22 protein-coding genes are annotated in these 23,388 nt (G+C 66.8%); 20 read left to right on the forward strand and 2 right to left on the reverse strand.

All coding sequences use genetic code 11. The annotated features are described in order from the left end of the window. The first annotated feature begins 129 nt into the window (after window positions 1-129). Window positions 130-2,331: an OsmC domain/YcaO domain-containing protein gene (locus tag SA190iCDA_RS00405; protein ID WP_070886011.1), complete on the forward strand. Its 2,202-nt coding sequence runs from the start codon at window positions 130-132 to the stop codon at window positions 2,329-2,331. A 231-nt stretch (window positions 2,332-2,562) separates the two neighbouring features. Further along, window positions 2,563-4,302 (forward strand): BCCT family transporter, encoded by a 1,740-nt coding sequence (locus SA190iCDA_RS00410; protein WP_070886010.1) that lies wholly within the window; start codon window positions 2,563-2,565, stop codon window positions 4,300-4,302. A 156-nt stretch (window positions 4,303-4,458) separates the two neighbouring features. Here SA190iCDA_RS00410 and SA190iCDA_RS00415 read toward each other — a convergent pair whose 3' ends face one another. Next, window positions 4,459-5,913, reverse strand: coding sequence for an alpha/beta hydrolase (locus SA190iCDA_RS00415; protein WP_070886009.1), 1,455 nt, complete (start codon window positions 5,911-5,913; stop codon window positions 4,459-4,461). A gap of 165 nt (window positions 5,914-6,078) precedes the next feature. Here SA190iCDA_RS00415 and trxC point away from each other — a divergent pair, with 165 nt between their 5' ends. Continuing rightward, on the forward strand, window positions 6,079-6,513 hold the full coding sequence (gene trxC, locus SA190iCDA_RS00420) for a thioredoxin TrxC (protein ID WP_070886008.1): 435 nt from the start codon (window positions 6,079-6,081) through the stop codon (window positions 6,511-6,513). A 229-nt stretch (window positions 6,514-6,742) separates the two neighbouring features. Here trxC and SA190iCDA_RS00425 read toward each other — a convergent pair whose 3' ends face one another. Beyond that, window positions 6,743-7,513 carry a ParA family protein gene (locus SA190iCDA_RS00425; RefSeq protein WP_070886007.1) on the reverse strand — a complete coding sequence of 257 codons (771 nt, stop codon included), beginning with the start codon at window positions 7,511-7,513 and terminating at the stop codon, window positions 6,743-6,745. Window positions 7,514-7,745: 232 nt separating this feature from the next. On the opposite strand from SA190iCDA_RS00425, the gene SA190iCDA_RS00430 reads away from it, so the two are divergent. The 17 genes from SA190iCDA_RS00430 to SA190iCDA_RS00510 all read left to right on the forward strand — a co-directional run bounded on the left by SA190iCDA_RS00430 (window position 7,746) and on the right by SA190iCDA_RS00510 (window position 23,381). Beyond that, window positions 7,746-8,459, forward strand: coding sequence for a beta-ketoacyl synthase chain length factor (locus tag SA190iCDA_RS00430; protein ID WP_070886006.1), 714 nt, complete (start codon window positions 7,746-7,748; stop codon window positions 8,457-8,459). After that, window positions 8,432-9,241, forward strand: a complete 810-nt coding sequence (locus SA190iCDA_RS00435) for a lysophospholipid acyltransferase family protein (protein WP_170833947.1) — start codon at window positions 8,432-8,434, stop codon at window positions 9,239-9,241. The genes SA190iCDA_RS00430 and SA190iCDA_RS00435 overlap by 28 nt, the downstream gene beginning before the upstream one ends. After that, entirely contained in the window at window positions 9,222-9,482 is a 261-nt protein-coding gene (locus tag SA190iCDA_RS00440; protein WP_070886005.1) for a phosphopantetheine-binding protein, read from the forward strand. The genes SA190iCDA_RS00435 and SA190iCDA_RS00440 overlap by 20 nt, the downstream gene beginning before the upstream one ends. 11 nt (window positions 9,483-9,493) lie before the next feature. Beyond that, a complete protein-coding gene (locus SA190iCDA_RS00445; protein ID WP_070886196.1) occupies window positions 9,494-9,751 on the forward strand; it encodes an acyl carrier protein in 258 nt (85 codons plus the stop codon). After that, the gene (locus SA190iCDA_RS00450) at window positions 9,748-10,293 is read left to right on the forward strand and encodes a hypothetical protein (protein ID WP_070886004.1); all 546 of its coding nucleotides are present in this window, start codon (window positions 9,748-9,750) and stop codon (window positions 10,291-10,293) included. The genes SA190iCDA_RS00445 and SA190iCDA_RS00450 overlap by 4 nt, the downstream gene beginning before the upstream one ends. Continuing rightward, on the forward strand, window positions 10,290-11,948 hold the full coding sequence (locus SA190iCDA_RS00455) for an acyl-CoA synthetase family protein (protein ID WP_070886003.1): 1,659 nt from the start codon (window positions 10,290-10,292) through the stop codon (window positions 11,946-11,948). Before SA190iCDA_RS00450 ends, SA190iCDA_RS00455 begins: the two co-directional genes overlap by 4 nt. Then, the gene (locus SA190iCDA_RS00460; RefSeq protein WP_070886002.1) at window positions 11,945-12,688 is read left to right on the forward strand and encodes a glycosyltransferase family 2 protein; all 744 of its coding nucleotides are present in this window, start codon (window positions 11,945-11,947) and stop codon (window positions 12,686-12,688) included. The genes SA190iCDA_RS00455 and SA190iCDA_RS00460 overlap by 4 nt, the downstream gene beginning before the upstream one ends. Continuing rightward, the gene (locus tag SA190iCDA_RS00465; RefSeq protein WP_070886001.1) at window positions 12,688-13,623 is read left to right on the forward strand and encodes a glycosyl transferase; all 936 of its coding nucleotides are present in this window, start codon (window positions 12,688-12,690) and stop codon (window positions 13,621-13,623) included. The genes SA190iCDA_RS00460 and SA190iCDA_RS00465 overlap by 1 nt, the downstream gene beginning before the upstream one ends. Beyond that, the gene (locus tag SA190iCDA_RS00470) at window positions 13,604-15,145 is read left to right on the forward strand and encodes an HAL/PAL/TAL family ammonia-lyase (protein WP_070886000.1); all 1,542 of its coding nucleotides are present in this window, start codon (window positions 13,604-13,606) and stop codon (window positions 15,143-15,145) included. The genes SA190iCDA_RS00465 and SA190iCDA_RS00470 overlap by 20 nt, the downstream gene beginning before the upstream one ends. A gap of 101 nt (window positions 15,146-15,246) precedes the next feature. Then, window positions 15,247-15,672, forward strand: a complete 426-nt coding sequence (locus tag SA190iCDA_RS00475; RefSeq protein WP_027903862.1) for an acyl-CoA thioesterase — start codon at window positions 15,247-15,249, stop codon at window positions 15,670-15,672. Then, window positions 15,669-16,277, forward strand: a complete 609-nt coding sequence (locus SA190iCDA_RS00480) for an outer membrane lipoprotein carrier protein LolA (protein ID WP_070885999.1) — start codon at window positions 15,669-15,671, stop codon at window positions 16,275-16,277. The genes SA190iCDA_RS00475 and SA190iCDA_RS00480 overlap by 4 nt, the downstream gene beginning before the upstream one ends. Next, window positions 16,267-18,606, forward strand: coding sequence for an MMPL family transporter (locus tag SA190iCDA_RS00485; protein WP_070885998.1), 2,340 nt, complete (start codon window positions 16,267-16,269; stop codon window positions 18,604-18,606). The genes SA190iCDA_RS00480 and SA190iCDA_RS00485 overlap by 11 nt, the downstream gene beginning before the upstream one ends. Further along, window positions 18,603-19,751: a sodium:proton antiporter gene (locus tag SA190iCDA_RS00490; protein WP_070885997.1), complete on the forward strand. Its 1,149-nt coding sequence runs from the start codon at window positions 18,603-18,605 to the stop codon at window positions 19,749-19,751. Before SA190iCDA_RS00485 ends, SA190iCDA_RS00490 begins: the two co-directional genes overlap by 4 nt. Further along, window positions 19,738-20,982 carry an NAD(P)/FAD-dependent oxidoreductase gene (locus SA190iCDA_RS00495; RefSeq protein ID WP_070885996.1) on the forward strand — a complete coding sequence of 415 codons (1,245 nt, stop codon included), beginning with the start codon at window positions 19,738-19,740 and terminating at the stop codon, window positions 20,980-20,982. Before SA190iCDA_RS00490 ends, SA190iCDA_RS00495 begins: the two co-directional genes overlap by 14 nt. A gap of 10 nt (window positions 20,983-20,992) precedes the next feature. Then, complete coding sequence (locus SA190iCDA_RS00500; RefSeq protein WP_070885995.1) at window positions 20,993-21,715, forward strand: class I SAM-dependent methyltransferase; 723 nt, start codon at window positions 20,993-20,995, stop codon at window positions 21,713-21,715. After that, window positions 21,712-22,191: a DUF3261 domain-containing protein gene (locus SA190iCDA_RS00505; RefSeq protein WP_070885994.1), complete on the forward strand. Its 480-nt coding sequence runs from the start codon at window positions 21,712-21,714 to the stop codon at window positions 22,189-22,191. Before SA190iCDA_RS00500 ends, SA190iCDA_RS00505 begins: the two co-directional genes overlap by 4 nt. Continuing rightward, window positions 22,188-23,381, forward strand: coding sequence for a beta-ketoacyl-[acyl-carrier-protein] synthase family protein (locus tag SA190iCDA_RS00510; protein ID WP_070885993.1), 1,194 nt, complete (start codon window positions 22,188-22,190; stop codon window positions 23,379-23,381). The genes SA190iCDA_RS00505 and SA190iCDA_RS00510 overlap by 4 nt, the downstream gene beginning before the upstream one ends. Window positions 23,382-23,388 lie beyond the last annotated feature (7 nt).

Below are 23,388 nucleotides of genomic sequence, written 5' to 3' on the forward strand. Positions count from 1 at the left end.
AGTAAAGCGGTTTTCCGACGCATCCGGTCCACTGGGCACCGCTCAGCCGACACCCCATCCCCCACACGAGACTTCCCCGCGAAAACCCGGATAATGCCGGCCATTCGTTTTGCTTGCCGGTGCCGCTCCATGGAAATCAAGGTCAACTTTCTCGACAACCTTCGCCTCGAAGCCAAGTTCGACGACTTCACGGTGATCGCCGATCAGCCGATCCGCTACAAGGGCGACGGCTCGGCGCCGGGGCCGTTCGACTACTTCCTGGCCTCTTCGGCCCTGTGCGCGGCCTACTTCGTCAAGCTGTACTGCCAGACCCGCGGCATTCCCACCGAGAACATCCGCCTGTCCCAGAACAACATCGTCGACCCGGAGAACCGCTACGCGCAGATCTTCAAGATTCAGGTCGAGCTGCCAGCGGATATCTCCGAGAAGGATCGCCTGGGGATTCTCCGTTCCATCGACCGCTGCACGGTGAAGAAGGTGGTGCAGCAGGGCCCCGAGTTCATCATCGAGGAAGTGGAAAACCTCGACGCCGATGCCCAGGCGCTGCTGATGCCGGTGTCCGATACCACCACCTACATCCCAGGCAAGGACCTGCCGCTGGAGCAGACCATCGCCAGCATGTCGGGCATCCTCGCGGATCTCGGGATGAAGATCGAGATCGCCTCCTGGCGCAATATCGTGCCCAACGTCTGGTCGCTGCACATCCGCGATGCGCAGTCGAACCTGTGCTTCACCAACGGCAAGGGTGCAACCAAGGAAAGTGCCCTGGCCTCGGCCCTGGGCGAGTTCATCGAACGGCTGAACTGCAACTTCTTCTACAACGACCAGTTCTGGGGCGAGGACGTCGCCGCTGCCGAGTTCGTCCACTACCCCAACGAGCGCTGGTTCAAGCCGGGCCCGAAGGATGCGCTGCCCGCAGAAATCCTCGACGCGCACTGCCTGGCCATCTACAACCCGGACGGCGAACTGCGCGGCTCGCACCTGTACGACACAAACTCGGGCAACACGCTGCGCGGCATCTGTTCGCTGCCCTTCGTGCGCCGCAGCGATGGCGAGACGGTGTATTTCCCCTCCAACCTGATCGAGAACCTGTACCTGTCCAACGGCATGAGCGCCGGCAATACCCTGGCCGAAGCCCAGGTGCAGTGCCTGTCGGAAATCTTCGAGCGGGCGGTGAAACGCGAAATCCTCGAAGGCGAGCTGTGCCTGCCGGACGTGCCGCAGGACGTGCTGGCCAAGTACCCGGGCATCGTCGCCGGCATCCAGGGCCTGGAGGAGCAAGGCTTTCCGGTGCTGGTCAAGGATGCCTCGCTCGGCGGTGAATTCCCGGTGATGTGCGTGACCCTGATGAACCCGCGCACCGGCGGCGTGTTCGCCTCGTTCGGCGCCCACCCGAGCCTGCAAGTGGCGCTGGAGCGCAGCCTTACCGAGCTGCTCCAGGGCCGTAGCTTCGAGGGCCTCAACGACCTGCCGCAGCCGACCTTCGACAGCCTGGCGCTGACCGAGCCGAACAACTTCGTCGAGCACTTCATCGACTCCAGCGGTGTGGTGTCGTGGCGCTTCTTCGGCGCCAAGGCCGACTTTGACTTCGTCGAGTGGGATTTCTCCGGCGAAGGCGCCGACTCCAACGAGCAGGAAGCCGCGACCCTGTTCGGCATCCTCGAAGACCTCGGCAAGGAAGTCTACGTGGCCACCTATGACGACCTCGGCGCCAACGCCTGCCGCATCCTGGTGCCGGGCTACTCGGAAATCTATCCGGTCGAGGACCTGGTCTGGGACAACACCAACAAGGCCCTGCTGTTTCGCAAGGACATCCTCAACCTGCACAGCTTGAGCGACCGGGAGCTCAAGTCGCTGCTGCGCAACCTCAACAACGCCGAAGTCGACGACTACACCGACATCAGCACGCTGATCGGCATCGAGTTCGACGACAACACGGTGTGGGGCCAGCTGACCATTCTCGAGCTGAAGCTCTTGATCAACCTGGCGCTGAACAAGCACGACGACGCCAAGGAGCTGGTCGAGGCCTTCCTGCAGTACAACGACAACACCGTCGAGCGCGGCCTGTTCTACCAGGCGGTCAACGCGGTGCTGGAAATCCAGCTGGACGACGAGCTGGAGCTGGCCAACTTCGAGCACAACCTGCGGCGCATGTTCGGCAGCGAACGCATCGCTGCCGCGATCGGCTCGGTGCACGGCAGCGTGCGCTTCGCTGGCCTGACGCCCACCAGCATGAAGCTGGAGGGCCTGGACAAGCATCTGCGCCTGATCGACAGCTACAGGAAACTGCACGCGGCGCGCGCCAGGGCGGCAGGCCTTGCCGGCCAATAGGCCAGCCAAATGCGCCAGCGAGAAAGCACCTTCGGGTGCTTTCTGCGTTTTTGCGACCCTCAAAGGTCGCTACGAGAACGGCGCGGGGCGTTAACAGACAGGGCCAGCGGATGGTGGGTACGCATCATCGTTCACGCGAACTCGCGCGCACCGTGCAAGCGCGACAGGCCAGGGCATGCCTCAACATGCGTGACGAGACCAACAAGAACCCATAGAGGGCACCCAGCAGCCATGGCAATGCAAGGCAATGTTGAAACACCGGAGCTTGGTATCACCGACCCGTCGCAGACGGAAGAGGCCAGGCGCGACCGTTATCTGGAAGGCAAGCTGGACTGGATCGTATTCGGCTTCACCAGCCTGCTGGCCCTGGCCTTCGTGGCCTGGGGCGTTCTCAACCAGGCCAGCCTGGCGAGCAGCGCCGCCACGGCGCAGTCCTGGGTGATCGTCAATTTTGGCTGGTTCTTCGTGCTCACCTCGACGATCTTCGTGGTCTTCGTGCTGTGGCTGGCGGCCAGTCGCTACGGCAAGATTCCCCTCGGCAAGGACGGCGAGGAGCCGGAATTTCGCACCACGTCATGGATCGCCATGATGTTCAGCGCCGGCATGGGCATCGGCTTGATGTTCTTTGGCGTGGCCGAGCCGCTGTCGCACTACGTGAGCCCGCCGCCGGGCACCGCCGAGGCGCAGACCAACCCGGCGATGCAGATCGCCATGGCCACCACGCTGTTTCACTGGAGCCTGCATCCCTGGGCGATGTACGCCATCGTCGGCCTGGCGATCGCCTATGGCACCTTTCGCCGCGGCCGCTCGCAGCTGATTTCCGCGGCCTTCCGGCCACTGATGGGCGAGCACGCCAACGGCCCCATCGGCCGCGCCATCGACATGATGGCGATCTTCGCCACGCTGTTCGGCTCGGCCGCCTCGCTGGGCCTCGGCGCGCTACAGATCGCCGGTGGGCTGGAGTACAACGGCTGGGTCGAGCAGCCCGGCAAGCTGTTCTATATCGGCTTGATCAGCGTGCTGACCGTTGCCTTCGTGGCCTCGGCGGTGTCCGGCATCGACAAGGGCATCCAGTGGCTGTCCAACATCAACATGGCGCTGGCCTTGCTGCTGGCCGCCTTCGTGTTCGTCGTCGGCCCGACCCTGTTAATGCTCAACCTGTTGCCGACCACCCTGGGCGACTACATCAACCTGCTGCCGGAAATGATGGCGCGCACCAATGCCAGCGGCGACGAAAACATGGACAACTGGCTGTCCAGCTGGACGGTGTTCTACTGGGCCTGGTGGATTTCCTGGACGCCCTTCGTGGGCATGTTCATCGCCCGCATCAGCCGTGGCCGCACCATTCGCCAGTTCGTCACCGGCGTACTGCTGGTGCCGAGCCTGGTCAGCCTGGCGTGGTTCGTGGTTTTCGGTGGCGCCGGCATCGACGCACTGCGCGACGGCGTCTTCACCCTGAACAACGGCGTGGTAGACAGCAACATCGCCCTCTACGAACTGCTGGAAAGTTACCCATTCACCTCCATCAGTTCGGTGCTGGTGATGGTGCTGGTGGGCATCTTCTTCGTTTCCGGCGCTGATGCGGCGTCCCTGGTGATGGGCACATTGTCCGAACACGGCACCACCGAGCCGTCGCGCGGCACCATGATCTTCTGGGGCTCGCTGACCGGCGCGGTGGCCGCGATCATGCTGGTCATCGGCGACCCACGCGATCCGGGGGCCGCATTGACCGGCCTGCAGAACCTGACCATCGTGGTGGCGCTGCCCTTCGTGGTGGTGATGGCCCTGCTGTGCATCGCCCTGTACCGCGACCTGCGCAAGGACCCGATGATGCTGCGCGACCTGCGCGGCAGCGAACTGATCGAGAAGGCGGTGCTCTACGGTGCGGTGAAGCACGGCGAAGAGTTCTACTTCGTGGTCAAGGAAAAGAAGGACAAGGGCGAAGCGGCTGGAGGCAAGCCAAGTGCCTGATGGAGCGGCTGCAAACATTGGATCAGCAGCCATTTGTGGGAGCGCGCCATGCGCGCGAATTCGCGGGCATGGACTGGGCGCCCCCGCCCGCTCCCACATTTAATCTGCTGCCTCAGTTTCCGTAACGTCGGCAGCCGCCCAGCCTTCAGGGCTTAGCTACTCACCTCGCAACCCGCCATGCTCCCGCAGCCGCTTGATCATGTAGGGGTAGAACGGGTTCGACGTCACCCGCTGCAGCGCGTCCATGCTCACCAGCAGCACGCCGCGCTCGCCACGCACCGACAGCGCACCAAGGTGCACCCCATAATCCTCCGGCTCATCGGGCTGTAGCCCATAAAGCGAATCATTCATTGGAAACGGCAAGGCGACGTGGGACAGCGAGAAGACCTCCCGGGGAAAGGCCAGCCCGATGGGCGTGAGCTGCTCCTCGGTGGCGCCGGCCGCAAGGGTGCGCGCGGCGGCGTCCAGGGTTGCGGGCGACAGGTTGCCGATCAGCGTGCTGCGGTAACGGCGTGGCGCGGCGGGTAGCAGGTCATCTGGCGACTTGGCGTGGGCGCCGAGCAGCGGCCCGTAGTCGACGAAACGGTTGAGGTCGAACAGCACCAGCTCGCTGCCGTTGTCTGGCAGGTGGCGGTACAGGGCATCGACCACGGCCGGGGTGCTCACGGTGTAATCGACCAACGACTGGAAGGTGAGCACCGGCGCCAGCCCTCCCAGGGCATTGCGCCCCGCCAGCACGGCGATCTGTTCCTGCAGGGCGCTGGTGAACAGGTAGGACTGGCGCGCCGCATTGAGGGCGAAGGAGTTGTACTTGAACGGGTTGTACTCGGGCAGCACATCCAGCCAGGCGGCCTTGGCGAACGCCGGGAACACCGCCGGCAACCCGGCCAGACCGGCGAAGCGGGCGTAGCCGGCCACGCCGATCATCGGCGAGATCAGGGTCAGGCGCGTCGGCCGGGCCAGGTGATCGTTGCCCAGTGCGTCCAGGGCATATTTGAGCGCCAGGCCGCCGCCAGCGGAATAGCCGACCAGTTGCAGCTCATCGCCCGGCTCGATCAGCCGCTGAGCCTCGCGCACCGCCATACGGGTGGCGGCCAGCCACTGCTGCCAGGTCACCCTGGTCAGCGCGCCAGGCGTGGTGCCATGCCCAGGCAGGCGCAGGCCGACCACCACGAAGCCGGCATCGCGATACAGCCTGGCGATATGCCGCAGGCTGTAGGGCGAGTCGGTCAGGCCATGCAGCATCACCGCGGCGCCTTTCGGCTTGCCCTCGGGCTCTAGCACGTAGGAGCGGTTCCAGTCCCACTCGAAGCGCGAGGCGTTCAGCGGGCTGTCGGCGAAATAGCGGTTGTCCGGGACGCGCTCGGCATCGCCCAGGCGCTGGTAGACCTTGCCGGGCAGCGCCGCGAACAGCGCCTGTTCGGCCAGCAGGTAGTCCTGCCAACTGGCGGCGTCAAGCTCATCGGCGCTCAGCTCCCGGGGCACGAAGGTGTGCCAGGGGCCAAGATCGGGCTTGTTATGGGCGTCGTAGAGGCGCAGGGCGAAAAAGGTCAGCGCGATCACCGCTATCACCAGGCCGCCCAGGCGAATCCCTTTTTTCAGCGCCTTCATGCTCGCCCCTCCGCGACCATCACAAACGACTCATCATAACGTTTCGCCCGACAAAAGCGCTGGTGCCGTCCCGGGTGCTGAACCTGGCGCTACTGCGCGCGCCTTGCGATGGCGCGCCACAGCCCATAGGCTCCGGGTCGATATCCTTCGGTTTGGAGCCCGACAATGTGTGACTCAGCGATCATCCCCTGCCCCCGTTGCAGCAGCCGCAATCGCATTCCCCGTGCACGCCTGGGCGAGGCGCCGCGCTGTGGCCATTGCAAGGCCGAGGTGCTGCCGGGCACGCCGTTCGACCTCGACCAGGGCAGCTTCGCCAGCCAGCTCAAGGGCGACCTGCCCTTGCTGGTGGATATCTGGGCCGCCTGGTGCGGCCCGTGCCGCAGCTTCGCGCCGACCTTCGCCCAGGCGGCAGGCGAACTGCGTACGCGCTGCCGCCTGGGCAAGCTGGACAGCGAGGCCAACCAGCAGCTGGCTGCGCAACTGGGCATCCGTTCGATCCCCAGCCTGATCCTGTTTCAGGACGGCCAGCAGGTCGCCCGGCAAAGCGGCGCCCTGCCCCTGCCGCAGCTGCTCGCCTGGCTGAACGCCCAGGGCGTCTGAAGGCGCGCGCCACGCCAGCGACACCTGACCTTGCCAGTGGCCCAAAAGCCAATTGAATTCATGGAAGGATCATTGCGGCGAAAGCCCGATGGCAGCACGGCGGGAGGCGCCATGTTCAAGCCTGATCGCCCACGACCTGCGTGGCACCGCCGAGCCGGCGCTACGCCGGGCCGAGTGCGCTAGGTTGCACCTGGGTATCGCTACGCTCAACCCAGGCCAGGGCGGGTGGTCAGCTGCGCTGCAGCAGGTCGTGCAGTTCGACGTACTGCTGGGTCAGCTTGTGCCGCGGGTCGAGGTAGATCAGCGGCATGCAGGCCTGGTGGGACTCGCGCATCTTCACCGAGCTCATCAGGTTGACCGGCAGTACCGGCAGGCCCTCGGCCACCAGCTCGTCGAGCAGTTGTTGCGGCAGCGAGGCGCGGGGCTGGAACTGATTGACCACTATACCCTCGACCTGCAGGTCCTCGTTGTGGTCTTCCTTCAGTTCCTCGATCTCGCCCAGCAGGCCGTACAGGGCATTGCGCGAAAAGGTGTCGCAGTCGAAGGGAATCAGTACGCGATCAGCGGCAATCAATGCGGAAACCGTGTAGAAATTCAGCGCCGGCGGGGTATCCAGGTAGATCTGCTCGTAATCCTCGGCCAATTCCTCGAGCAGTTTGCGCAGCTTGTTGATCTTGTGCTTCTGCTCCAGCTTGGGTTGCAGATCCGCCAGCTCGGCGGTGGCGGTGATCACGTGCAGGTTGTCAAAGGGCGTTTCGTAGATATCCACCTTGCCCTTCTTGGCAAACGGCCCGCTGGACAGCGTCTGCTTGAAGAAATCGGCGATACCCATGGGAATGTCGTCGCCGGTCAATCCGGTCAGGTAATGGGACGAATTGGCCTGGGCATCGAGATCGACCAGCAGCGTTCGGTATCCTTGCGACGCACTGACCGCGGCCAGATTGCAGGCAATGCTGGATTTGCCCACGCCGCCTTTCTGATTGAAAATCACCCGCCTCATCCAAACCTCCGTATTCAACTAGTACATTGATACTAGGCAAAACCTCATGACAGTCGCGAGTGGCAAGCGAAACGGGTCACCCATCAGAAAATCGCTACTTAATGTTTGCGGCCCCTTGCCATCACCCGGATAATGCCGGCGTAGCACCGCTCCCCATCGACAAGGCTCTTGTCGCACAGGACAGTCGTACAGACAAGGAAATGCCCGGCGGGCCAAGCAGAGTTTCATCTAGATGCATTTCAGGATCGATCAATGGCGTGCCTGGGCTCCCGGCCTGGACAGTACGGATGACTGGCTCGCCTGGAGCAAGGCACCCGACCGCCTGCTCGATGGCGGTGAGCAGCCCGATGTCGGTTTTCTCCCCGCCTTGCAGCGCCGCCGCCTGAGCCGCCTGGCGCGCATGGTGTTCCAGGTCTCCTGGCCATTGGCCGAAGGCCACCTGGCACTGCCCCTGGTGTTCGTTTCGCGGCATGGCGAGACCCCGCGCAACCTGGCCATCCTCAAGGATCTTGCAGTTAGAGAACCGCTGTCGCCGACACAGTTCAGCCTTTCTGTGCACAACGCGATCATCGGCCAATGGTCGATCATGCGTGGCGATACCAGCGAGATGACCGCCCTGGCCGGCGAAGCCGACGGTTTGGAAATGGCCATGCTCGAAGCCCTGACCTTTCTCGCCGAGGGCGCGCCAGCCGTGCTGCTGGTGATCGGTGAGGACGCCCAGCCGCAGCCTTATGCGCCGTTCATCGACGATGTGCCGTTCCCCTATGCGCTGGCCCTGCTGCTGACGCCCGGCGATGACTGGAACCTGGCCCTGCACCACGCGCCAGGCCCGCGAGCTGCCTGGCCGCACCCGCTGAGCCTGATCCAGAGCCTGTGCCTGCACAGCGCCGTCCTCCAACATACCTGGAAAGAGCGTCAATGGACCTGGTCACGCAAAAGCCTGTGAAACGCTACAGCCCGCCCTACTGGTGGCGGCTGATCGCCACGGCGGCCAGCTTCACGCTGTTCGGTATCGGCGGCGTGCTGCTGCGCATCCTGGTATTTCCGGTGCTGTCGCTGCTGCCTGGCGACGCCGCCGCCCATCAGCGCCGCGCTCGGCGCGTGGTCAGCCTGACCTTTCGCACCTTCGTCGAATTCATGTACCGCAGCGGGGTGCTCACCTACGAAGTGGAAGGCGCCGAGCGCCTCGGTCGCCCGGGGCAGATGATCATCGCCAACCACCCCTCGCTGATCGACGTGGTGGTGACCATCGCCTTCACCCGCGATACCAACTGCGTGGTCAAACAGAGCCTGTGGAACAACCCCTGCATGCGCGGGCCGATCCGTTCGGCGGGCTACATTAGCAACAGTGGCAGCATGGACATGCTCGACGAGGCCGCCGGCGCGCTGCAGCAGGGCCAGACCCTGGTGATATTCCCGGAAGGCACGCGCACCACGCCCGGCCAGCCGCCGGAGTTTCACCGCGGCGCGGCGGCCATTGCCCTGCGCGGCGCGCGGGTGATCACCCCCGTGGTGATCAGCGTGTCGCCCACCACCCTGACCAAGGCCGAGCCCTGGTACCGCATTCCCGCGCGGCGCTTCCATATCCGCCTGCGCGTCGGCGACGACATCGACCCGGCGCACTTCGCCGCCATGGGCGCGGCGCCGGTCGCGTCGCGCAAACTCAACGATCATCTGCATCAGCATTTCATACAGGAGCTCGCCAAAGATGAGCGCTCTACAGCTTGAGATCAAAAACCTGATCATCGACTCCCTGGGCCTCGAGGACGTCACCGCTCAGGACATCGACGACGACCTGACCCTGTTCGGCGAGGGCCTGGGCCTGGACTCGGTCGATGCCCTGGAGCTCGGCCTGGCGATCCAGAAACGTTTCGGCATCAAGATCGACGCCGAAGCCAAGGACACCCGCACCCATTTCGCCAACGTGGCCAGCCTCGCTGCCTTCGTTGCCAGCCGCCAGGCAGCCTGAGGACGATGACCATGCAAACCCGTGAGGAAATCTTCGCCACCTTGCGCGACGCCCTGGTTGAGCTGTTCGAGCTGAGCCCCGAGCGCATCAGCCTGGACGCCAACCTCTACGAAGACCTGGAAATCGACAGCATCGACGCCGTCGACCTGATCGACCATATCAAGCGCCAGACCGGCAAGAAGATTGCCGCCGAAGCGTTCAAAACGGTGCGTACCGTGGGCGACGTGGTCGAAGCGGTGTACCAGATGGTCAACGCGCAACCGCTATGAGCCGTCTGTTCGGCCTGCTGGTCGCGCTGGTCAGCGTAGCCTACCCGTTCGCCGTGTACTTCGGCGCCGGCCACCTGTCGCCAACGCTGTTCGCCGCCCTGCTCGGCGGCCTGTGGCTGGCGCGGTTGCTCAGCAACCCGGGTGATCGCAACAGCCGGCACATGACTGGCGCCGTGCTGGTGTTCTGCCTGCTGCTGGTACTGGCCGACGAGCCGGCGCTGCTGCGCTGGTACCCGGTGCTGGTCAGCCTGCTGCTGGGCCTGCTGTTCGCCAGCAGCCTGAAGATCGGCCTGCCGATGGCCGAACGCCTGGCCCGCCTGCGCGAGCCCGAGCTGCCCCCGGTGGCGGTGCGCTACACCCGCCGGGTCACCGAAGTGTGGGCCGTCTTCATGCTCACCAACGGCCTGCTGGTGGTGGCACTGAACCTGTGGGCGCCGCTGTCCTGGTGGGCGCTGTACACCGGGCTGATTTCCTACCTCCTGATGGGCCTGCTATTCGCCGGCGAATGGTTGGTGCGCCAACGTGTAAGGAGAACCGCATGAGCTGGCTGAACCTCGAAGACCTGCTGCTGGCCCCTGATGCCAGCCGCCAGGTGACGCCCGAGCTCGACCATGCCGAGTTCTGCCAACGAGCCCTGAGCCTGGCCGCCCACTGGCAGGCAGCCGGTGTGCAGCGCGTCGCCCTGCACCTGCAGGATGCCGCCGAGCTGGCCATCGCCCTGCTCGCCGCCTGGCAGGCGGACATTCAGGTGCTGCTGCCTGCCGATGCGCAGCCGCAGACCCGCCAGCGCCTGGGTGCCCAGGTCGACCTGTGGATCGAGCAGCTCGACGATTCGATCACCACCCCACCGCTGACCACCAAGCGGCTGGACCGCGAGCGCTGCCGCCTGACCCTGTGCACCTCCGGCTCCAGCGGCGAGCCCAAGCTGATCGACAAGCGCCTCGGCCAACTGGCCAATGAGGTGCAGGCGCTGGAAGCGCTGTGGGGCGAGCGCCTCGGCGATGCGCTGATCATCGGCAGCGTGGCCGCGCAACACATCTACGGCCTGCTGTTCCGCGTGCTGTGGCCACTGTGCGCCGGCCGCGTGTTCCTGCCCAAGGCCCAGCCGTTCCCCGAAGACCTGCAGCTGGCCAGCCTGCCACACCCGGGCTTTGCCTGGATCACCAGCCCGGCGCTGCTCAAGCGCATGGGCGACAACCTCGACTGGGCGGCCCTGAGCCGCGTGCGCCAGGTATTCTCCTCCGGCGGCGCGCTGCCGGCCGCCGCCGCCGCCTCGGTGCAACAGCGCCTGGGCCAGTGGCCGACGGAAATCTACGGCAGCTCGGAAACCGGTGGCATCGGCTGGCGCCAGGGCGGCCAGCACTGGCAGCCGTTCCAGGGTGTTCGGCTCGACGCCAACGAGGAAGGCGCCCTGCGCCTGAGCTCGCCCTACTTGCCAGCCGAGCACTGGGAGCAGATGGCCGACGCCGTGCAGATCGACGCCGATGGCCGCTTCACCCTCGGCGCGCGCCTGGATCGCATCGTCAAACTGGAAGAGAAACGTATTTCCCTGCCCCTGCTCGAACAGGCCCTGGCCCAGCACGCCTGGGTCAACGAGGCGCGCCTGGGCGTGCTGCAACAGGGCCGCGCCTTTCTTGGCGCGCTGGTCGCATTGTCCCCGGAAGGCCTGCACACGCTACGTAACCAGGGTCGTCGGCACCTGACCGAAGGCCTGCGCCAGCACCTGGCCGGCCACTGCGAAGCCATCGCCCTGCCGCGCCGCTGGCGTCTGCTGCCACACCTGCCGTACAGCAGCCAGGGCAAGCTGGGCCAGGCCCAGATCAACGACCTGCTGGCTGCCGCCCGCCCAACCCGCGTCGAGCCGGCCAGCATCAGGGAAGACAATGGCGAGTGGCACCTGGAACTGGACGTGCCCCTGGACCTGGCGCACTTCAGCGGCCATTTTCCCGGCACCCCGGTGCTGCCAGGCGTGGTGCAGATCGACTGGGCCCAGCAACTGGCCCGAGCCCTGATCAAGGGCCTGCCGCCGCTGTTCGGCGGCATGGAAGTGCTCAAGTTCCAGCAACTGGTGCGCCCCGGCGACCGCCTGCAGCTGGCCCTGCGTTTCGATGCCGAGCGCAACAAACTGTACTTCACCTTTCGCAGCGGCGAAGCCAATTGCTCGTCCGGGCGCATCCTGCTCAAGGCCGCGCCATGACTGCGGTGCAGCATCGCCTCTGTGCACTGATTCCGGTGTACGACCACGAAGGGCCACTGCCCGGCGTGGTCGCCAGCCTGCTGGCCGCCGGCCTGCCGTGCCTGCTGGTCGACGACGCCTCCGGCCCGGCCTGCGCCGCGGTGATCGACCGGCTCGCCGGCGAGGCCGACACCCACCTGCTGCGCCTGGCCGAGAATCAGGGCAAGGGCGGCGCGGTGATGGCCGGTCTACGCCAGGCAAAACGCCTTGGCTTCACCCATGCCCTGCAGGTGGACGCCGACGGCCAGCACGACCTGCAGGCGGTACGCGCCTTTCTCGATGAATCTCGCGCCCATCCCGAGGCCATCGTCTGCGGCTATCCGCAGTACGATGCCAGCGTCCCCAAGGGTCGCCTGTACGCGCGCTACCTGACCCATGTGTGGGTGTGGATCAACAGCCTGTCGCTCGAGATCCGCGACTCGATGTGCGGCTTCCGTGTTTACCCGCTGGCCGCCAGCGTGGCGCTGATCGACTCGGCGAGTCTCGGCAAACGCATGGACTTCGATTCGGAAATCCTCGTGCGCCTGTCCTGGCGTGGGCAGCCGATGCGTTGGCTGCCAACCCGCGTGCACTACCCCGAGGATGGCGTCTCGCACTTTCGCCTCTGGCAGGACAACCTGCTGATCTCGAAAATGCACGCCCGGCTGTTCTTCGGCATGCTCTGCCGCGCGCCGTGGCTCCTGTACCGGCGGTGGCGCTGATGGATCGCTCCCGCCACTGGGCCGGCCAGCGCGAGCGTGGCAGCTTCGCCCTGATGAAGCTCACCGCCCTGGCCGCCCGTCACCTGGGCCGCCGGGCGCTGAGCCCGCTGCTGTACCTGATCGTTGCCTACTTCTTCCTGTTCGGCGCCAAGGCGCGGCGCAGCATCCATCAGTACCAGCACAACCTGGCGAGCTGGAGCGCGCGCGCCGAGCTGCGCCCGACCCGTCGATCGGTGTTCGTCCAGTTCATGGCCTTCGCCGACAGCCTGCTCGACAAGCTCGACGTGTGGAGCGGACGCCTCAAGCTGAGCGATGTCGAACTGGTCGACCCCCATGGTCTGCATAACCAGATGAGCGGCAGCCGCGGGCAGCTGCTGGTCGGTGCCCACCTGGGCAACCTCGAGGTGTGCCGCGCCCTGGCCGAGCTGAGCGCCGAGGTGCGCATGAACGTGCTGGTGCACACCCGCCACGCCGAGCAGTTCAACCGCCTGCTCAAGGAAAGCGGCGCGAGCAACCTGCGGCTGATCCAGGTCAGCGAGCTGGACCCGGCGGTGATGATGCGCCTGGCCGAGCACCTGGAGCGTGGCGAGTGGCTGGCGATTGCCGGCGACCGCGTGCCGCTGCATGGCGAGCGTACCGTAGACGTGGATTTTCTCGGCCACTCGGCGCCGCTGCCGCAAGGCCCCTGGCTGCTCGCCGGGCTGCTGCAATGCCCGGTCAACCTGATCGACTGCCTGAAGGTCGACGGCCGCTATCAGGTCATGTTGCAACCCTTCAGCGCTGCCGTGCAGTGGAAGCGCAGCGAGCGCGACGCGGTGATTCAGGGCTGGGCACAACGCTACGCCGATCATCTGGCACAACGCTGCCTGCAAGCCCCGCAGCAGTGGTTCAACTTCTATCCGTTCTGGAACGACCATGACAACACAGCAGCCTGAAACCGTGACCTTCGGCGCGCAGCCGCTGCGTCTCGAGCAGATCGTCAGCCTGGCCCAGCGCAGCGTGCGCGGCGTGCTGGACGAGGGCCCCGCCTGGCGTGAGCGCATCGGCCGCGGCGCGCGCTTCGTCGACAGCCTGCTCGACCGCGAAGGCATGATCTATGGCATCACCACCGGCTACGGCGACTCCTGTGTGGTGGCCGTGCCGCTGCATCAGGTCGAGGCGCTGCCGCGTCACCTGTACACCTTCCACGGCTGCGGCCTGGGCAAGCTGCTCGACGAGCAGGCCACCCGCGCGGTGCTGGCCGCACGTTTGCAGTCGCTGTGCCAGGGCATGTCCGGGGTGCGCCTGGAGCTGCTGGAGCGCCTGCAGGCGTTTCTCGACCATGACGTGCTGCCGCTGATCCCGGAAGAAGGCTCGGTGGGCGCCAGCGGCGACCTGACGCCGCTGTCCTACATCGCCGCGACCCTGTGCGGGGAGCGCGAGGTGATATATCGCGGCGAGCGCCGCAGCGCCGCCGAGGTGCACACCGAACTGGGCTGGACGCCCCTGGTGCTGCGCCCCAAGGAAGCCCTGGCGCTGATGAACGGCACCGCGGTGATGACCGCTCTGGCCTGCCAGGCCTATTGCCGTGCCGATTACCTGCTCAAGCTGGCCACGCGCATCACCGCGCTCAACGTCATCGCCCTGCAGGGCAACCCGGAGCACTTCGACGAGCGCCTGTTCGCCGCCAAGCCGCATCCGGGCCAGAACCAGGTGGCCGCGTGGATCCGCCAGGACCTGGCCATCGACGCGCCGACCGCGCCGCTGCATCGTTTGCAGGACCGCTACTCCATCCGCTGCGCGCCCCACGTGCTGGGCGTACTGGCCGACAGCCTGGGCCTGCTGCGCCAGTTCATCGAAACCGAGCTGAACAGCGCCAACGACAACCCGCTGATCGACCCCGATAAAGAGCGCGTGTTGCACGGCGGGCATTTCTACGGCGGGCATATCGCCTTCGCCATGGACAGCCTGAAGAACCTGATCGGCAACCTCGCCGACCTGCTCGACCGCCAGCTCGCCCTGCTGGTCGACACGCGCTACAACCATGGCCTGCCGAGCAACCTGTCGGGCGCCCCGGTAGAGACCGCGATGATCAACCACGGCTTCAAGGCCGTGCAGATCGGCGCCAGCGCCTGGACCGCCGAGGCCCTGAAAAACACCCTGCCGGCCAGCGTGTTCTCGCGCTCCACCGAGTGCCACAACCAGGACAAGGTGAGCATGGGCACCATCGCCGCCCGTGACGCCCTGCGCAGCCTGGAGCTGGCCGAGCAGGTCGCGGCCGCCACGCTGCTGGCCGCCAACCAGGGCGTGTGGCTGCGCCGGCGCGCCGAAGCCACCGTGCTCCCGGCCGCCCTGGCCGAGATGCACGGACAGCTGGGCGAAGACTTCCCGCCGCTGATCGAGGATCGCGCCCTGGAAGGCGAGCTGCGCCTGTGCCTGCAACGCATCCGCGCTCAACACTGGAGCCTGTATGCGTAATTCTCCCCATGCCGACGAACCTGTGGGAGCGGGCCATGCCCGCGATTCGCGCGCGTGGCGCGCTCCCACCTCCAACGCCATGACAGGGGAGCTCATCGCCCATGCGCGCTAAAGGCGTTCTGCAGGCCGAGGTGGAAATACTCGTGCCGTTCTTCGACGTGGACATGATGGAGATCGTCTGGCACGGCCATTACGTCAAATACTTCGAGCAGGCGCGCTGCGCCCTGCTCGACAAGCTCGATCACGGCTACCCGCAGATGCGCGACAGCGGCTATGCCTGGCCGGTGATCGACCTGCAGCTGCGCTACATCCGCGGCGCCACCTTCGGCCAGCGCATCACGGTGTGCGCCGATCTGGTGGAATGGGAAAACCGCCTGAAGATCCACTACCTGATCAGCGACACCGCCACCGGCGAGCGCATGACCCGCGGCAGCAGCGTGCAGGTGGCGGTGGAAATCGCCAGCCGCGAGATGCAGTTGGCCTCGCCCAAGGTGTTTATCGATGCCGTGCAGCGGGTGATCGGATGAAAGCCCTGGCGCGTTTCTCCCTGCTGATCGGCCTGCTGCTCACCGCCTTGAGCAGCCAGGCCGAGCAACTGACCCTGGATCAACTGAGCCAGCAACTGTCGCAACACCCCGTGGTGCGTGGCCCGTTCGTGCAGGAAAAACACCTGCGTGCCCTGCCACAACCGCTGACCAGCAGCGGCACCCTCGTGCTGGCGGCTGACGCCGGCCTGTTGTGGAAGCTGGAAAAACCGCTCGAGCAGGATTACCGCATCGACGCCAACGGCATCGCCAAGCGCACCGCCGATGGCTGGCAGATGCAGCCCGGGCGCGACGTGGCAGCCCAGCAGAGCAAGCTGTTTCTCGACGTGCTCAAGGGCAACCACAGCGGCCTGGCGCGCAACTTCGAGCTACAGCTCGGTGGCGACGCCAAGGCCTGGACCCTAACCCTGACGCCGACCTCACTGCTGCTCAAGCAGGTGTTCAGCCGCATCGACATCGGCGGTGGCGAGCTGGTCGAGCGTATCGAATTGCACGAAACCCAGGGCGACCGCACATTGCTGCGCATGCCTGCCAGCATCGCCGGCGAGGCCCTGAGCGAGCAGGAGCGCAGCGATTTTGCGTCCTGAACAGACCGGCCTGATCGAACGCCGCCTGCCGCGGCTGTTCGCCGTGCTGCTGTTGGCGCTGCTGGCGCTGACCGCCTGGCAATGGCGCAACGGCCCGCCAGTGGCGGCGAGCATCCTCGCCCTGCTGCCCAGCGGCGCCGGTGATGCACGCCTGCAGCAGGCCGAGGCGCGCATGCAGGAGCCGATTCAGCACGACCTGCTGGTGCTGGTCGGCCATCCGCAGCGCGAGCGCGCGGTCGCCCTGGCGGGCGAGTTGGGCCGGCAATGGCAGGCCAGCGGGCATTTCGGCCAGGTGCGCTGGCAGCTAGACAGCGATCTCGACGCCCTGCGCCAGCACCTGCGCGAAAGCCGCCTGAACCTGTTGCCAGCCGCCGACCGCCAGTTGCTGATCGAGCAACCGGAGGCCTTTGTCGAGCAACGCGCCGCAGCGCTGTTCGACCCCTTCGCCTCGTTCAGCCTGCTGCCGCCGGAGCAGGACTGGTTCGGCCTCGGCGCCCGCGCCCAGCAGGCGCTGAATTTCGGCGGCCGGGTGCAGCCGGACCTGGCCAGTGGCACCCTGCTGGTGGGCGAGCCCGACATGAGCTGGGCCGTGCTGCACCTGCGTAGCCGTGGCGACGCCTTCGACATGCAGGCGCCACTGGTCATCGCCCAGGGCATCGGTGCGGCTCGCCAGCGCGTCGAGGCCGATGGCGGCCAGTTGCTCGCCACCGGTGGCGCGCTGTACGCCGCCGCCGGCCAGAACAAGGCGATCAGCGAGATGACCCTGATCGGCGGCGCGGCCAGCCTCGGCACCCTGCTGCTATTGCTGATCGGCTTCCGCCGCCCGCGGGTGCTGCTCAGCCTGCTGCCCATCGGCGTGGCGCTGGTGGCCGGCTGCGCCGCCTGCGTGCTGATCTTCGGGCAGATCAACGCCCTGACCCTGGTGCTCGGCGCCAGCCTGATCGGCGTGGCCGCCGACTACCCGCTGCATTACCTGAGCAAGAGCTGGGGGCATGCCGAGTGGCGCAGCTGGAGCGCCCTGCGCAGCACGCTGCCGGGCCTGAGCCTGAGCCTGGGCACCAACCTGATCGGCTACCTGGCGCTGGCCTTCACGCCGTTTCCGGCGCTGACCCAGATCGCCGCGTTCTCCGCCGCCGGGCTGATCGGCGCCTACCTGTGCTCGGTGTGCCTGCTGCCCGCCTGGCTGAACGGCATGCGCCTGCGCCCGGCACCACGCCTGCTGGCCATCGCGACCCGGACGATGAGCTGGCACGGTCGCCTGCGCCAGGGGACTGGCACCTACTGGCTGCTGGCGCTGTTCCTGGCGTTCTGCGCCGGCGGCATCTGGCAGCTGCACAGCCAGAACGACCTGCGCCAGTGGCTGGGCAAGGACCCGGCGCTGTTCGCCCAGTCCCAGCGCATCGTCGAACTCACCGGCCAGCAACCCACCAGCCAGTTCTTCCTGGTGCGCGCCCGCGACGAAGCGCAGTTGCTGCAGCGCCAGCAGGCGCTCGGCGCGCGCCTCGACGCCCTGGTCGGCAACGGCCAGCTGCGCAGCTACCTGTCGCTCAACGGGCTGCTCGCCCCAACCGAGCAAGTGCAGGCCACCCGCGCAGCGCTGCGCGTGCTGCCGGCGCACTGGCAACCGCTGCTGGATCTGGGCATTCCCGCCGATGCCTTGCAGGCCGAGCTGCAGCAACTGCTGGAGCAGCCGCAGGCCAACCTGGAGCAGGCCCTCGCCAGCCCACTGGCCGAACCCTGGCGGGCGCTGTGGCTGGGCCGCGACGAGCAGGGCGTGGCCGCCATCGTCAGCCTGCAGGGGCAGACCGCCAGCGCCGTGCTGCAAGGCGCCGCCGATGGCCTGGACGGCGTGCAGCTGGTCGACCGCCTCGGCGAGCTGAACCGTCTGTTCGCCGCCACCCAGGTCAGTGCCGCCGAGCTCAAGCTGGTTTCCTGCCTGGCCATCGTCGTGCTGCTGTGCATTCCATTCGGCCTTGGCGGCGCACTGCGGGTGGTCTGCCTGCCGCTGCTGGCGGCCCTCGCCGCCCTGGCCTGCCTGGGTTGGCTGGGCCAGCCGCTGACCCTGTTCAGCCTGTTCGGCCTGCTGTTGATTACCGCCATCGGCGTCGATTACGCCATCCTGATGCGCGAGAACATCGGCGGCTCGGCGGTCAGCCTGCTCGGCACGCTGCTGTCGGCGGTGTCCAGCTGGCTGTCGTTCGGCCTGTTGCTGATCAGCCAGACGCCGGCCATCGCCAATTTCGGCCTGGCCATCAGCCTGGGCCTGATGTTCTGCTTCCTGCTCTCGCCCTGGGCGGCGCCGCGCCAGAGCGCGGAGGCCCACCCATGAGCGTGATCGGTTTCTGGCTGCTGGCGCTGGCGCTCTTTGCCCTGGTCGGCATACTTGGCGGCCGTCTGCTGATTCCCATCGTCGGCCAGTTGCTAGTCGCCAGCCTGGCGATTCCCGCCCTGCTGCTCGGCTGGGCGGAGCCCTACCTGCAGCTCACGGCCGCTGACCTGCTGGCGCCGGCCTGGGTCGAGCCGGCCTATGGGCTGAGTTTCGCCCTGCTGCTGGGTTACATCCTCAGCGACGTGATCGATCTGGAGCTGAGCCCGGCGTGCCTGAAGATCGCCCTGCCGAGCTTCCTGATCCCGCTGCTGGCCGGCCTGGCCTGCGCCCTGTGGGTATTGCCAGGCGACTACGGCTGGCTGAGCGCCGTGGGCATCGGCCTGCTGTTCTCGATCACCGCGATTCCGGTGCTCTACCTGTTCCTGCAGAGCATCGACTACCCGCCAGTGGCAACCAAACGCCTGCTGCACGCGGCGATCCTCATGGACTTCATGTGCTGGAGCCTGTTCGGCCTGGCCCAGGGCAGCAGCCACCCGGCCAGCCTGCTGTGGCCGCTGCTGGCCGCCACCCTGCCGCTGATGTTCAGTCTGCTCAGGCTGCGCCACCCGCTGCTCTACAGCCTGCCGTTCTTCGCCCTGATGGTGCTGCTGCACAGCCTCGCACTCAACGCCCTGGTGTTCGGCATCGCCTACATGCTGTGCCTGGCGGCGATTCGCATGCCGTTCCAGCTGCCCTTGCCGCAGCGCCAGTGGAAGCTGTTGATGAATGGCCTGGCGGTGCCGCTGATCCTCACCTGCGGCGTGCTGCGCGTGGATTTCCATGGCATCGGCGCGGCCGACTCCTGGTTCGCCGTCGGCGTGCTGCTGGTGGTGCCGGTGCTCAGCAAGGTGCTCGGCAGCTGGCTGGGCCTGCACTGGGCCGAGCCGCAGGCGTCGGCGCGAATCAAGTGGCAGGAAAGCCTGCTGCTGAACATCCGCGGGCTGACCGAAATCGTTTTCCTCAATTTGCTCCTGCACCTGCAGCTGATCGACGCCATGCTGTACTTCGGTCTGCTGCTGATGAGCCTGTTCTCCACCCTGCTGCCCGCCGTGATGGGTCGGCGCGCTTACCCGAGCGAGGCGAAAAGCCGTTATGAAATCTCCTGAAGTCCAACAGCATCAGATCGTCGTAGCCGGTGCCGGCCCGGCCGGCGCCATTGCCGCCGCCATCCTCAAGCGCAAGGGCCACGAGGTGCTGATCCTCGAGCGCCAGCGCTTCCCGCGCTTCTCCATCGGCGAGAGCCTGCTGTCGCACTGCCTGGACTTCGTCGAGGAAGCCGGGATGATCGACGCGGTGCGCGCCGCGGGCTTCCAGACCAAGCACGGCGCTGCCTTCGCCTGGGGTGACCGTTACACCGACTTCGACTTTCGCGAGACGTTCACAGAGAGCTTTGGCTCGACCTATCAGGTGCAGCGCGCCGATTTCGACAAGGTGCTGGCCGACGACGCCGAGCGCCAGGGGGTGACCATCCGCTACGAAGAGGAAATCGTCGCCGTGGACTTCAGCGGCGAGCAGCCGCTGCTGTCGGTACGTCGCCTTAGCGACGGCCACGAGTACCAGGTGCGCTGCACCTTCGTCCTCGACGCCAGCGGCTACGGCCGCCTGCTACCGCGCCTGCTGGACCTGGAGCTGCCGTCCAACCTGCCGATGCGCAAGGCGCTGTTCACCCATATCGAAGACCGCATCGACCATCCGGGCTTCGATCGCGAGAAGATCCTCATCACCACCCACGCCAGCCTGCGTGACCTGTGGTTCTGGACCATTCCGTTCAGCAACGGCCGCTGCTCCCTGGGCGTGGTCGGCCTGGCCGAGCGCTTCGACGGTTACCCCGAGGACATGGACGCCGCCCTCAAGCAGTTCGTCGCCGAAACCCCGAGCCTGGCCAAGGTGCTTGGCAATGCCGTGTGGGACACCCCGGTGCGCGAGATCAAGGGTTACTCGGCCAGCGTCAAGGCGCTGCACGGCAAGGGCTTCGCCCTGCTGGGCAACGCTGCCGAGTTCCTCGACCCGGTGTTCAGCTCCGGCGTGACCATCGCCATGCGCTCGGCGAGCATGGCCGCCAACCTGCTGCACCGCCAGCTGAGCGGCGAGAGCGTGGACTGGGAGCAGGACTTCGCCATCCCGCTCAAGCGCGGCGTCGACACCTTCCGCGTGTACGTCGAAGGCTGGTACGGCGGCAGCTTCCAGGACGTCATCTACTACCCCAAGGCCTCCCCCGAGATCCGCGCCATGATCAGCTCGATTCTCGCCGGCTACGCCTGGGATCAGCGCAACCCCTATGTGGCCGAGCCCAAGCGTCGCCTGCGGGTGCTCGCCGAGTTGTGCGCCAGTGCCTGAGGAGATTGCGATGGATCGCGCCGCGACCACCTACGTCGAGGAAACCGGCTTCGGTTTCTGGTTCCTGCGTAGCCATGTGTGGCAGCACCATGTGCTGCGCGTGGCCATCGATGACCTGCGCGGGCTGATCGACGGCCCGCTACCGGCCGCGCCGGTGCTGCTGGATGCCGGCTGCGGCCAGGGCAAGTCGTTCGGCCTGCTGCAGCGCGCCTTCGCGCCGGCCCGCATCATCGGCCTGGACGCCGACCCGCACAGCCTCGAGTGCTCCGGCGCCGAAGCCCAGCGCCTGGGCCTCGACGTACAGCTGATCGCCAGCGACTGCGCGGCCATCGGGTTGCCCGATGCCAGCGTGGACATGCTGTTCTGCCACCAGACCTTCCACCACCTGGTCGAACAGGCGCAGGCACTGGCCGAGTTCTGGCGCGTGCTCAAGCCCGGCGGCCTGCTGTTGTTCGCCGAGTCGACCAAGTACTACATCGACACCTGGGTGATCCGCTGGCTGTTCCGCCACCCGATGGAGGTGCAGAAGACCGCCGGCGAATACCTGGCCATGCTGCGCCAGCAGGGTTTCGAATTCAGCGAGCGCAACGTCTCCTACCCCTACCTGTGGTGGAGCCGCTCGGAGGATTTCGGCCTGCTGGAACGCTGGGGCATCCGCAAGCCCAGGCCGTTCGGCCAGCGCAACGAAACCCTGGTCAACGCCGCGGTGCGCAAACCGCTGGAGCCTGCATGAAACGCCTGCTGCCCCTCGCCTGCTTCCTGTTGCTGAGCGCCTGTGCTGCGCGCACACCGCTGCCCGCTGCCGCGCCGCAACTGACGCAGCCGCTGCCGATGGCGCTGCAGGTCAGTACCGCCGACGGCCAGGACTGGCTGCTGGTGATCCAGGCCGAGGGCACCGCATTGCGCTGGTCGTTGTTCGACCCGCTCGGCGTACCGCTGGCCCGGCAATCGCTGGCCGATGGCGCCTGGCACAATGACGGCCTGCTGCCGCCCAATGCCCCCGCCCGCGAGCTGTTCGCCGCCCTGCTGTTCGCCCTCATCCCGGATGATCAGCTGGCCGCCAGCTACGCCGGCAAGCAGTGGCGCCTGGGCGCCGAGGGCCGCCAGCTGGCCCCGGACTGGCGCATCCGTTACGGTGCCGGGCGGGCCATCGAACTGAGTAACGCCACGCAGCAGTACCGCGTGCGCCCGCTGGAGACGCAACCATGATCGCTCGACTCGACGCCCTCGGCGTGGTCTGCGCCCTGGGTCAGGGCAAGCAGGCGGTGGCCGACGCGCTGTTCGCCGGCGACACCAGCGGCATGCGCCGCCAGGCGGGCTGGATCCCCGAGCGCAGCGTGACGGTCGGTGCGGTGGATGCGCCGCTGCCCGCGATGCCCGCCGGCTTCGAGCACCTCGCCAGTCGCAACAATCGCCTGCTGCTGGCCGCCGCCCTGGAGATCGAGGACCACATCCAGGCGGCCATCACCCAATACGGCCCCAGCCGCATCGCCGTGGTGCTCGGCACCAGCACCTCGGGCATCGCCGAAGCCGGCGAGCATATCGCCGAGTATGTGCACAGCGGCGAGCTGCCGGATGCTTACCGCTACAATCGCCAGGAAATCGCTGCACCCGCGAGCTTTCTCGCCGACTGGCTGGGCCTGAGCGGCCCGGCCTATTGCCAGTCCACGGCCTGCACCTCCAGCGGCCGCGCCCTGCTCGCCGCCCAGCGTCTGCTGCGCATGGGCCTGTGCGATGCGGTGCTGTGTGGCGGCGTGGACAGCCTGTGCAAGCTGACCCTGAACGGCTTCGCCAGCCTGGAGGCGGTGTCCGACGAGCGCTGCAACCCGTTCTCGGCCAACCGCCACGGCATCAATATCGGCGAGGCCGCCGCACTGTTTCTGATGACCCGCGCCGAACAGGGCCCCGGCATCGGCCTGCTCGGCGGTGGCGCCACCTCCGACGCCCACCATATTTCCGCGCCGCACCCCGAAGGCCTCGGCGCCCAGCAGGCGATGCGCAAGGCGCTGAGCGCGGCGGGCCTGACCGCCGAGCAGATCGGCTACCTCAACCTGCACGGCACTGCCACCACCCATAACGACGCCATGGAAAGCCTGGCCGTACAGGCGCTGTTCCCGGCCGGCGTAGCCTGTTCGTCGAGCAAGGCGTTGACCGGCCATACCCTGGGCGCCGCCGGGGCGCTGGAAGCCGCGTTCTGCTGGCTGACCCTGAGCCATTACAACACCGCCAACCGCCTGCCCCCTCACGTCTGGGACGGCGTGGCCGATACGCAACTGCCACGCCTGGCGCTCGTCGACGCGCCCGGTACGCTGCCAGCGGCTGGCCGCCGCTACCTGATGAGCAACTCGTTCGCCTTTGGCGGCAACAATATTTCCTTGATTCTAGGAGACCTGCCGTGAGTGTCTG

Source organism: Pseudomonas argentinensis (genome assembly GCF_001839655.2).
GTDB lineage: Bacteria > Pseudomonadota > Gammaproteobacteria > Pseudomonadales > Pseudomonadaceae > Aquipseudomonas > Aquipseudomonas argentinensis_B.

What these genes read in the sequence shown, in the direction of transcription:
- SA190iCDA_RS00405 (WP_070886011.1), top strand. Translation starts at nt 130, where the DNA reads ATGGAAATCAAGGTCAACTTTCTCGACAACCTTCGCCTCGAAGCCAAG.
- SA190iCDA_RS00410 (WP_070886010.1), top strand. Translation starts at nt 2,563, where the DNA reads ATGGCAATGCAAGGCAATGTTGAAACACCGGAGCTTGGTATCACCGAC.
- SA190iCDA_RS00415 (WP_070886009.1), bottom strand. Translation starts at nt 5,913, where the DNA reads ATGAAGGCGCTGAAAAAAGGGATTCGCCTGGGCGGCCTGGTGATAGCG.
- trxC (WP_070886008.1), top strand. Translation starts at nt 6,079, where the DNA reads ATGTGTGACTCAGCGATCATCCCCTGCCCCCGTTGCAGCAGCCGCAAT.
- SA190iCDA_RS00425 (WP_070886007.1), bottom strand. Translation starts at nt 7,513, where the DNA reads ATGAGGCGGGTGATTTTCAATCAGAAAGGCGGCGTGGGCAAATCCAGC.
- SA190iCDA_RS00430 (WP_070886006.1), top strand. Translation starts at nt 7,746, where the DNA reads ATGCATTTCAGGATCGATCAATGGCGTGCCTGGGCTCCCGGCCTGGAC.
- SA190iCDA_RS00435 (WP_170833947.1), top strand. Translation starts at nt 8,432, where the DNA reads ATGGACCTGGTCACGCAAAAGCCTGTGAAACGCTACAGCCCGCCCTAC.
- SA190iCDA_RS00440 (WP_070886005.1), top strand. Translation starts at nt 9,222, where the DNA reads ATGAGCGCTCTACAGCTTGAGATCAAAAACCTGATCATCGACTCCCTG.
- SA190iCDA_RS00445 (WP_070886196.1), top strand. Translation starts at nt 9,494, where the DNA reads ATGCAAACCCGTGAGGAAATCTTCGCCACCTTGCGCGACGCCCTGGTT.
- SA190iCDA_RS00450 (WP_070886004.1), top strand. Translation starts at nt 9,748, where the DNA reads ATGAGCCGTCTGTTCGGCCTGCTGGTCGCGCTGGTCAGCGTAGCCTAC.
- SA190iCDA_RS00455 (WP_070886003.1), top strand. Translation starts at nt 10,290, where the DNA reads ATGAGCTGGCTGAACCTCGAAGACCTGCTGCTGGCCCCTGATGCCAGC.
- SA190iCDA_RS00460 (WP_070886002.1), top strand. Translation starts at nt 11,945, where the DNA reads ATGACTGCGGTGCAGCATCGCCTCTGTGCACTGATTCCGGTGTACGAC.
- SA190iCDA_RS00465 (WP_070886001.1), top strand. Translation starts at nt 12,688, where the DNA reads ATGGATCGCTCCCGCCACTGGGCCGGCCAGCGCGAGCGTGGCAGCTTC.
- SA190iCDA_RS00470 (WP_070886000.1), top strand. Translation starts at nt 13,604, where the DNA reads ATGACAACACAGCAGCCTGAAACCGTGACCTTCGGCGCGCAGCCGCTG.
- SA190iCDA_RS00475 (WP_027903862.1), top strand. Translation starts at nt 15,247, where the DNA reads ATGCGCGCTAAAGGCGTTCTGCAGGCCGAGGTGGAAATACTCGTGCCG.
- SA190iCDA_RS00480 (WP_070885999.1), top strand. Translation starts at nt 15,669, where the DNA reads ATGAAAGCCCTGGCGCGTTTCTCCCTGCTGATCGGCCTGCTGCTCACC.
- SA190iCDA_RS00490 (WP_070885997.1), top strand. Translation starts at nt 18,603, where the DNA reads ATGAGCGTGATCGGTTTCTGGCTGCTGGCGCTGGCGCTCTTTGCCCTG.
- SA190iCDA_RS00495 (WP_070885996.1), top strand. Translation starts at nt 19,738, where the DNA reads ATGAAATCTCCTGAAGTCCAACAGCATCAGATCGTCGTAGCCGGTGCC.
- SA190iCDA_RS00500 (WP_070885995.1), top strand. Translation starts at nt 20,993, where the DNA reads ATGGATCGCGCCGCGACCACCTACGTCGAGGAAACCGGCTTCGGTTTC.
- SA190iCDA_RS00505 (WP_070885994.1), top strand. Translation starts at nt 21,712, where the DNA reads ATGAAACGCCTGCTGCCCCTCGCCTGCTTCCTGTTGCTGAGCGCCTGT.
- SA190iCDA_RS00510 (WP_070885993.1), top strand. Translation starts at nt 22,188, where the DNA reads ATGATCGCTCGACTCGACGCCCTCGGCGTGGTCTGCGCCCTGGGTCAG.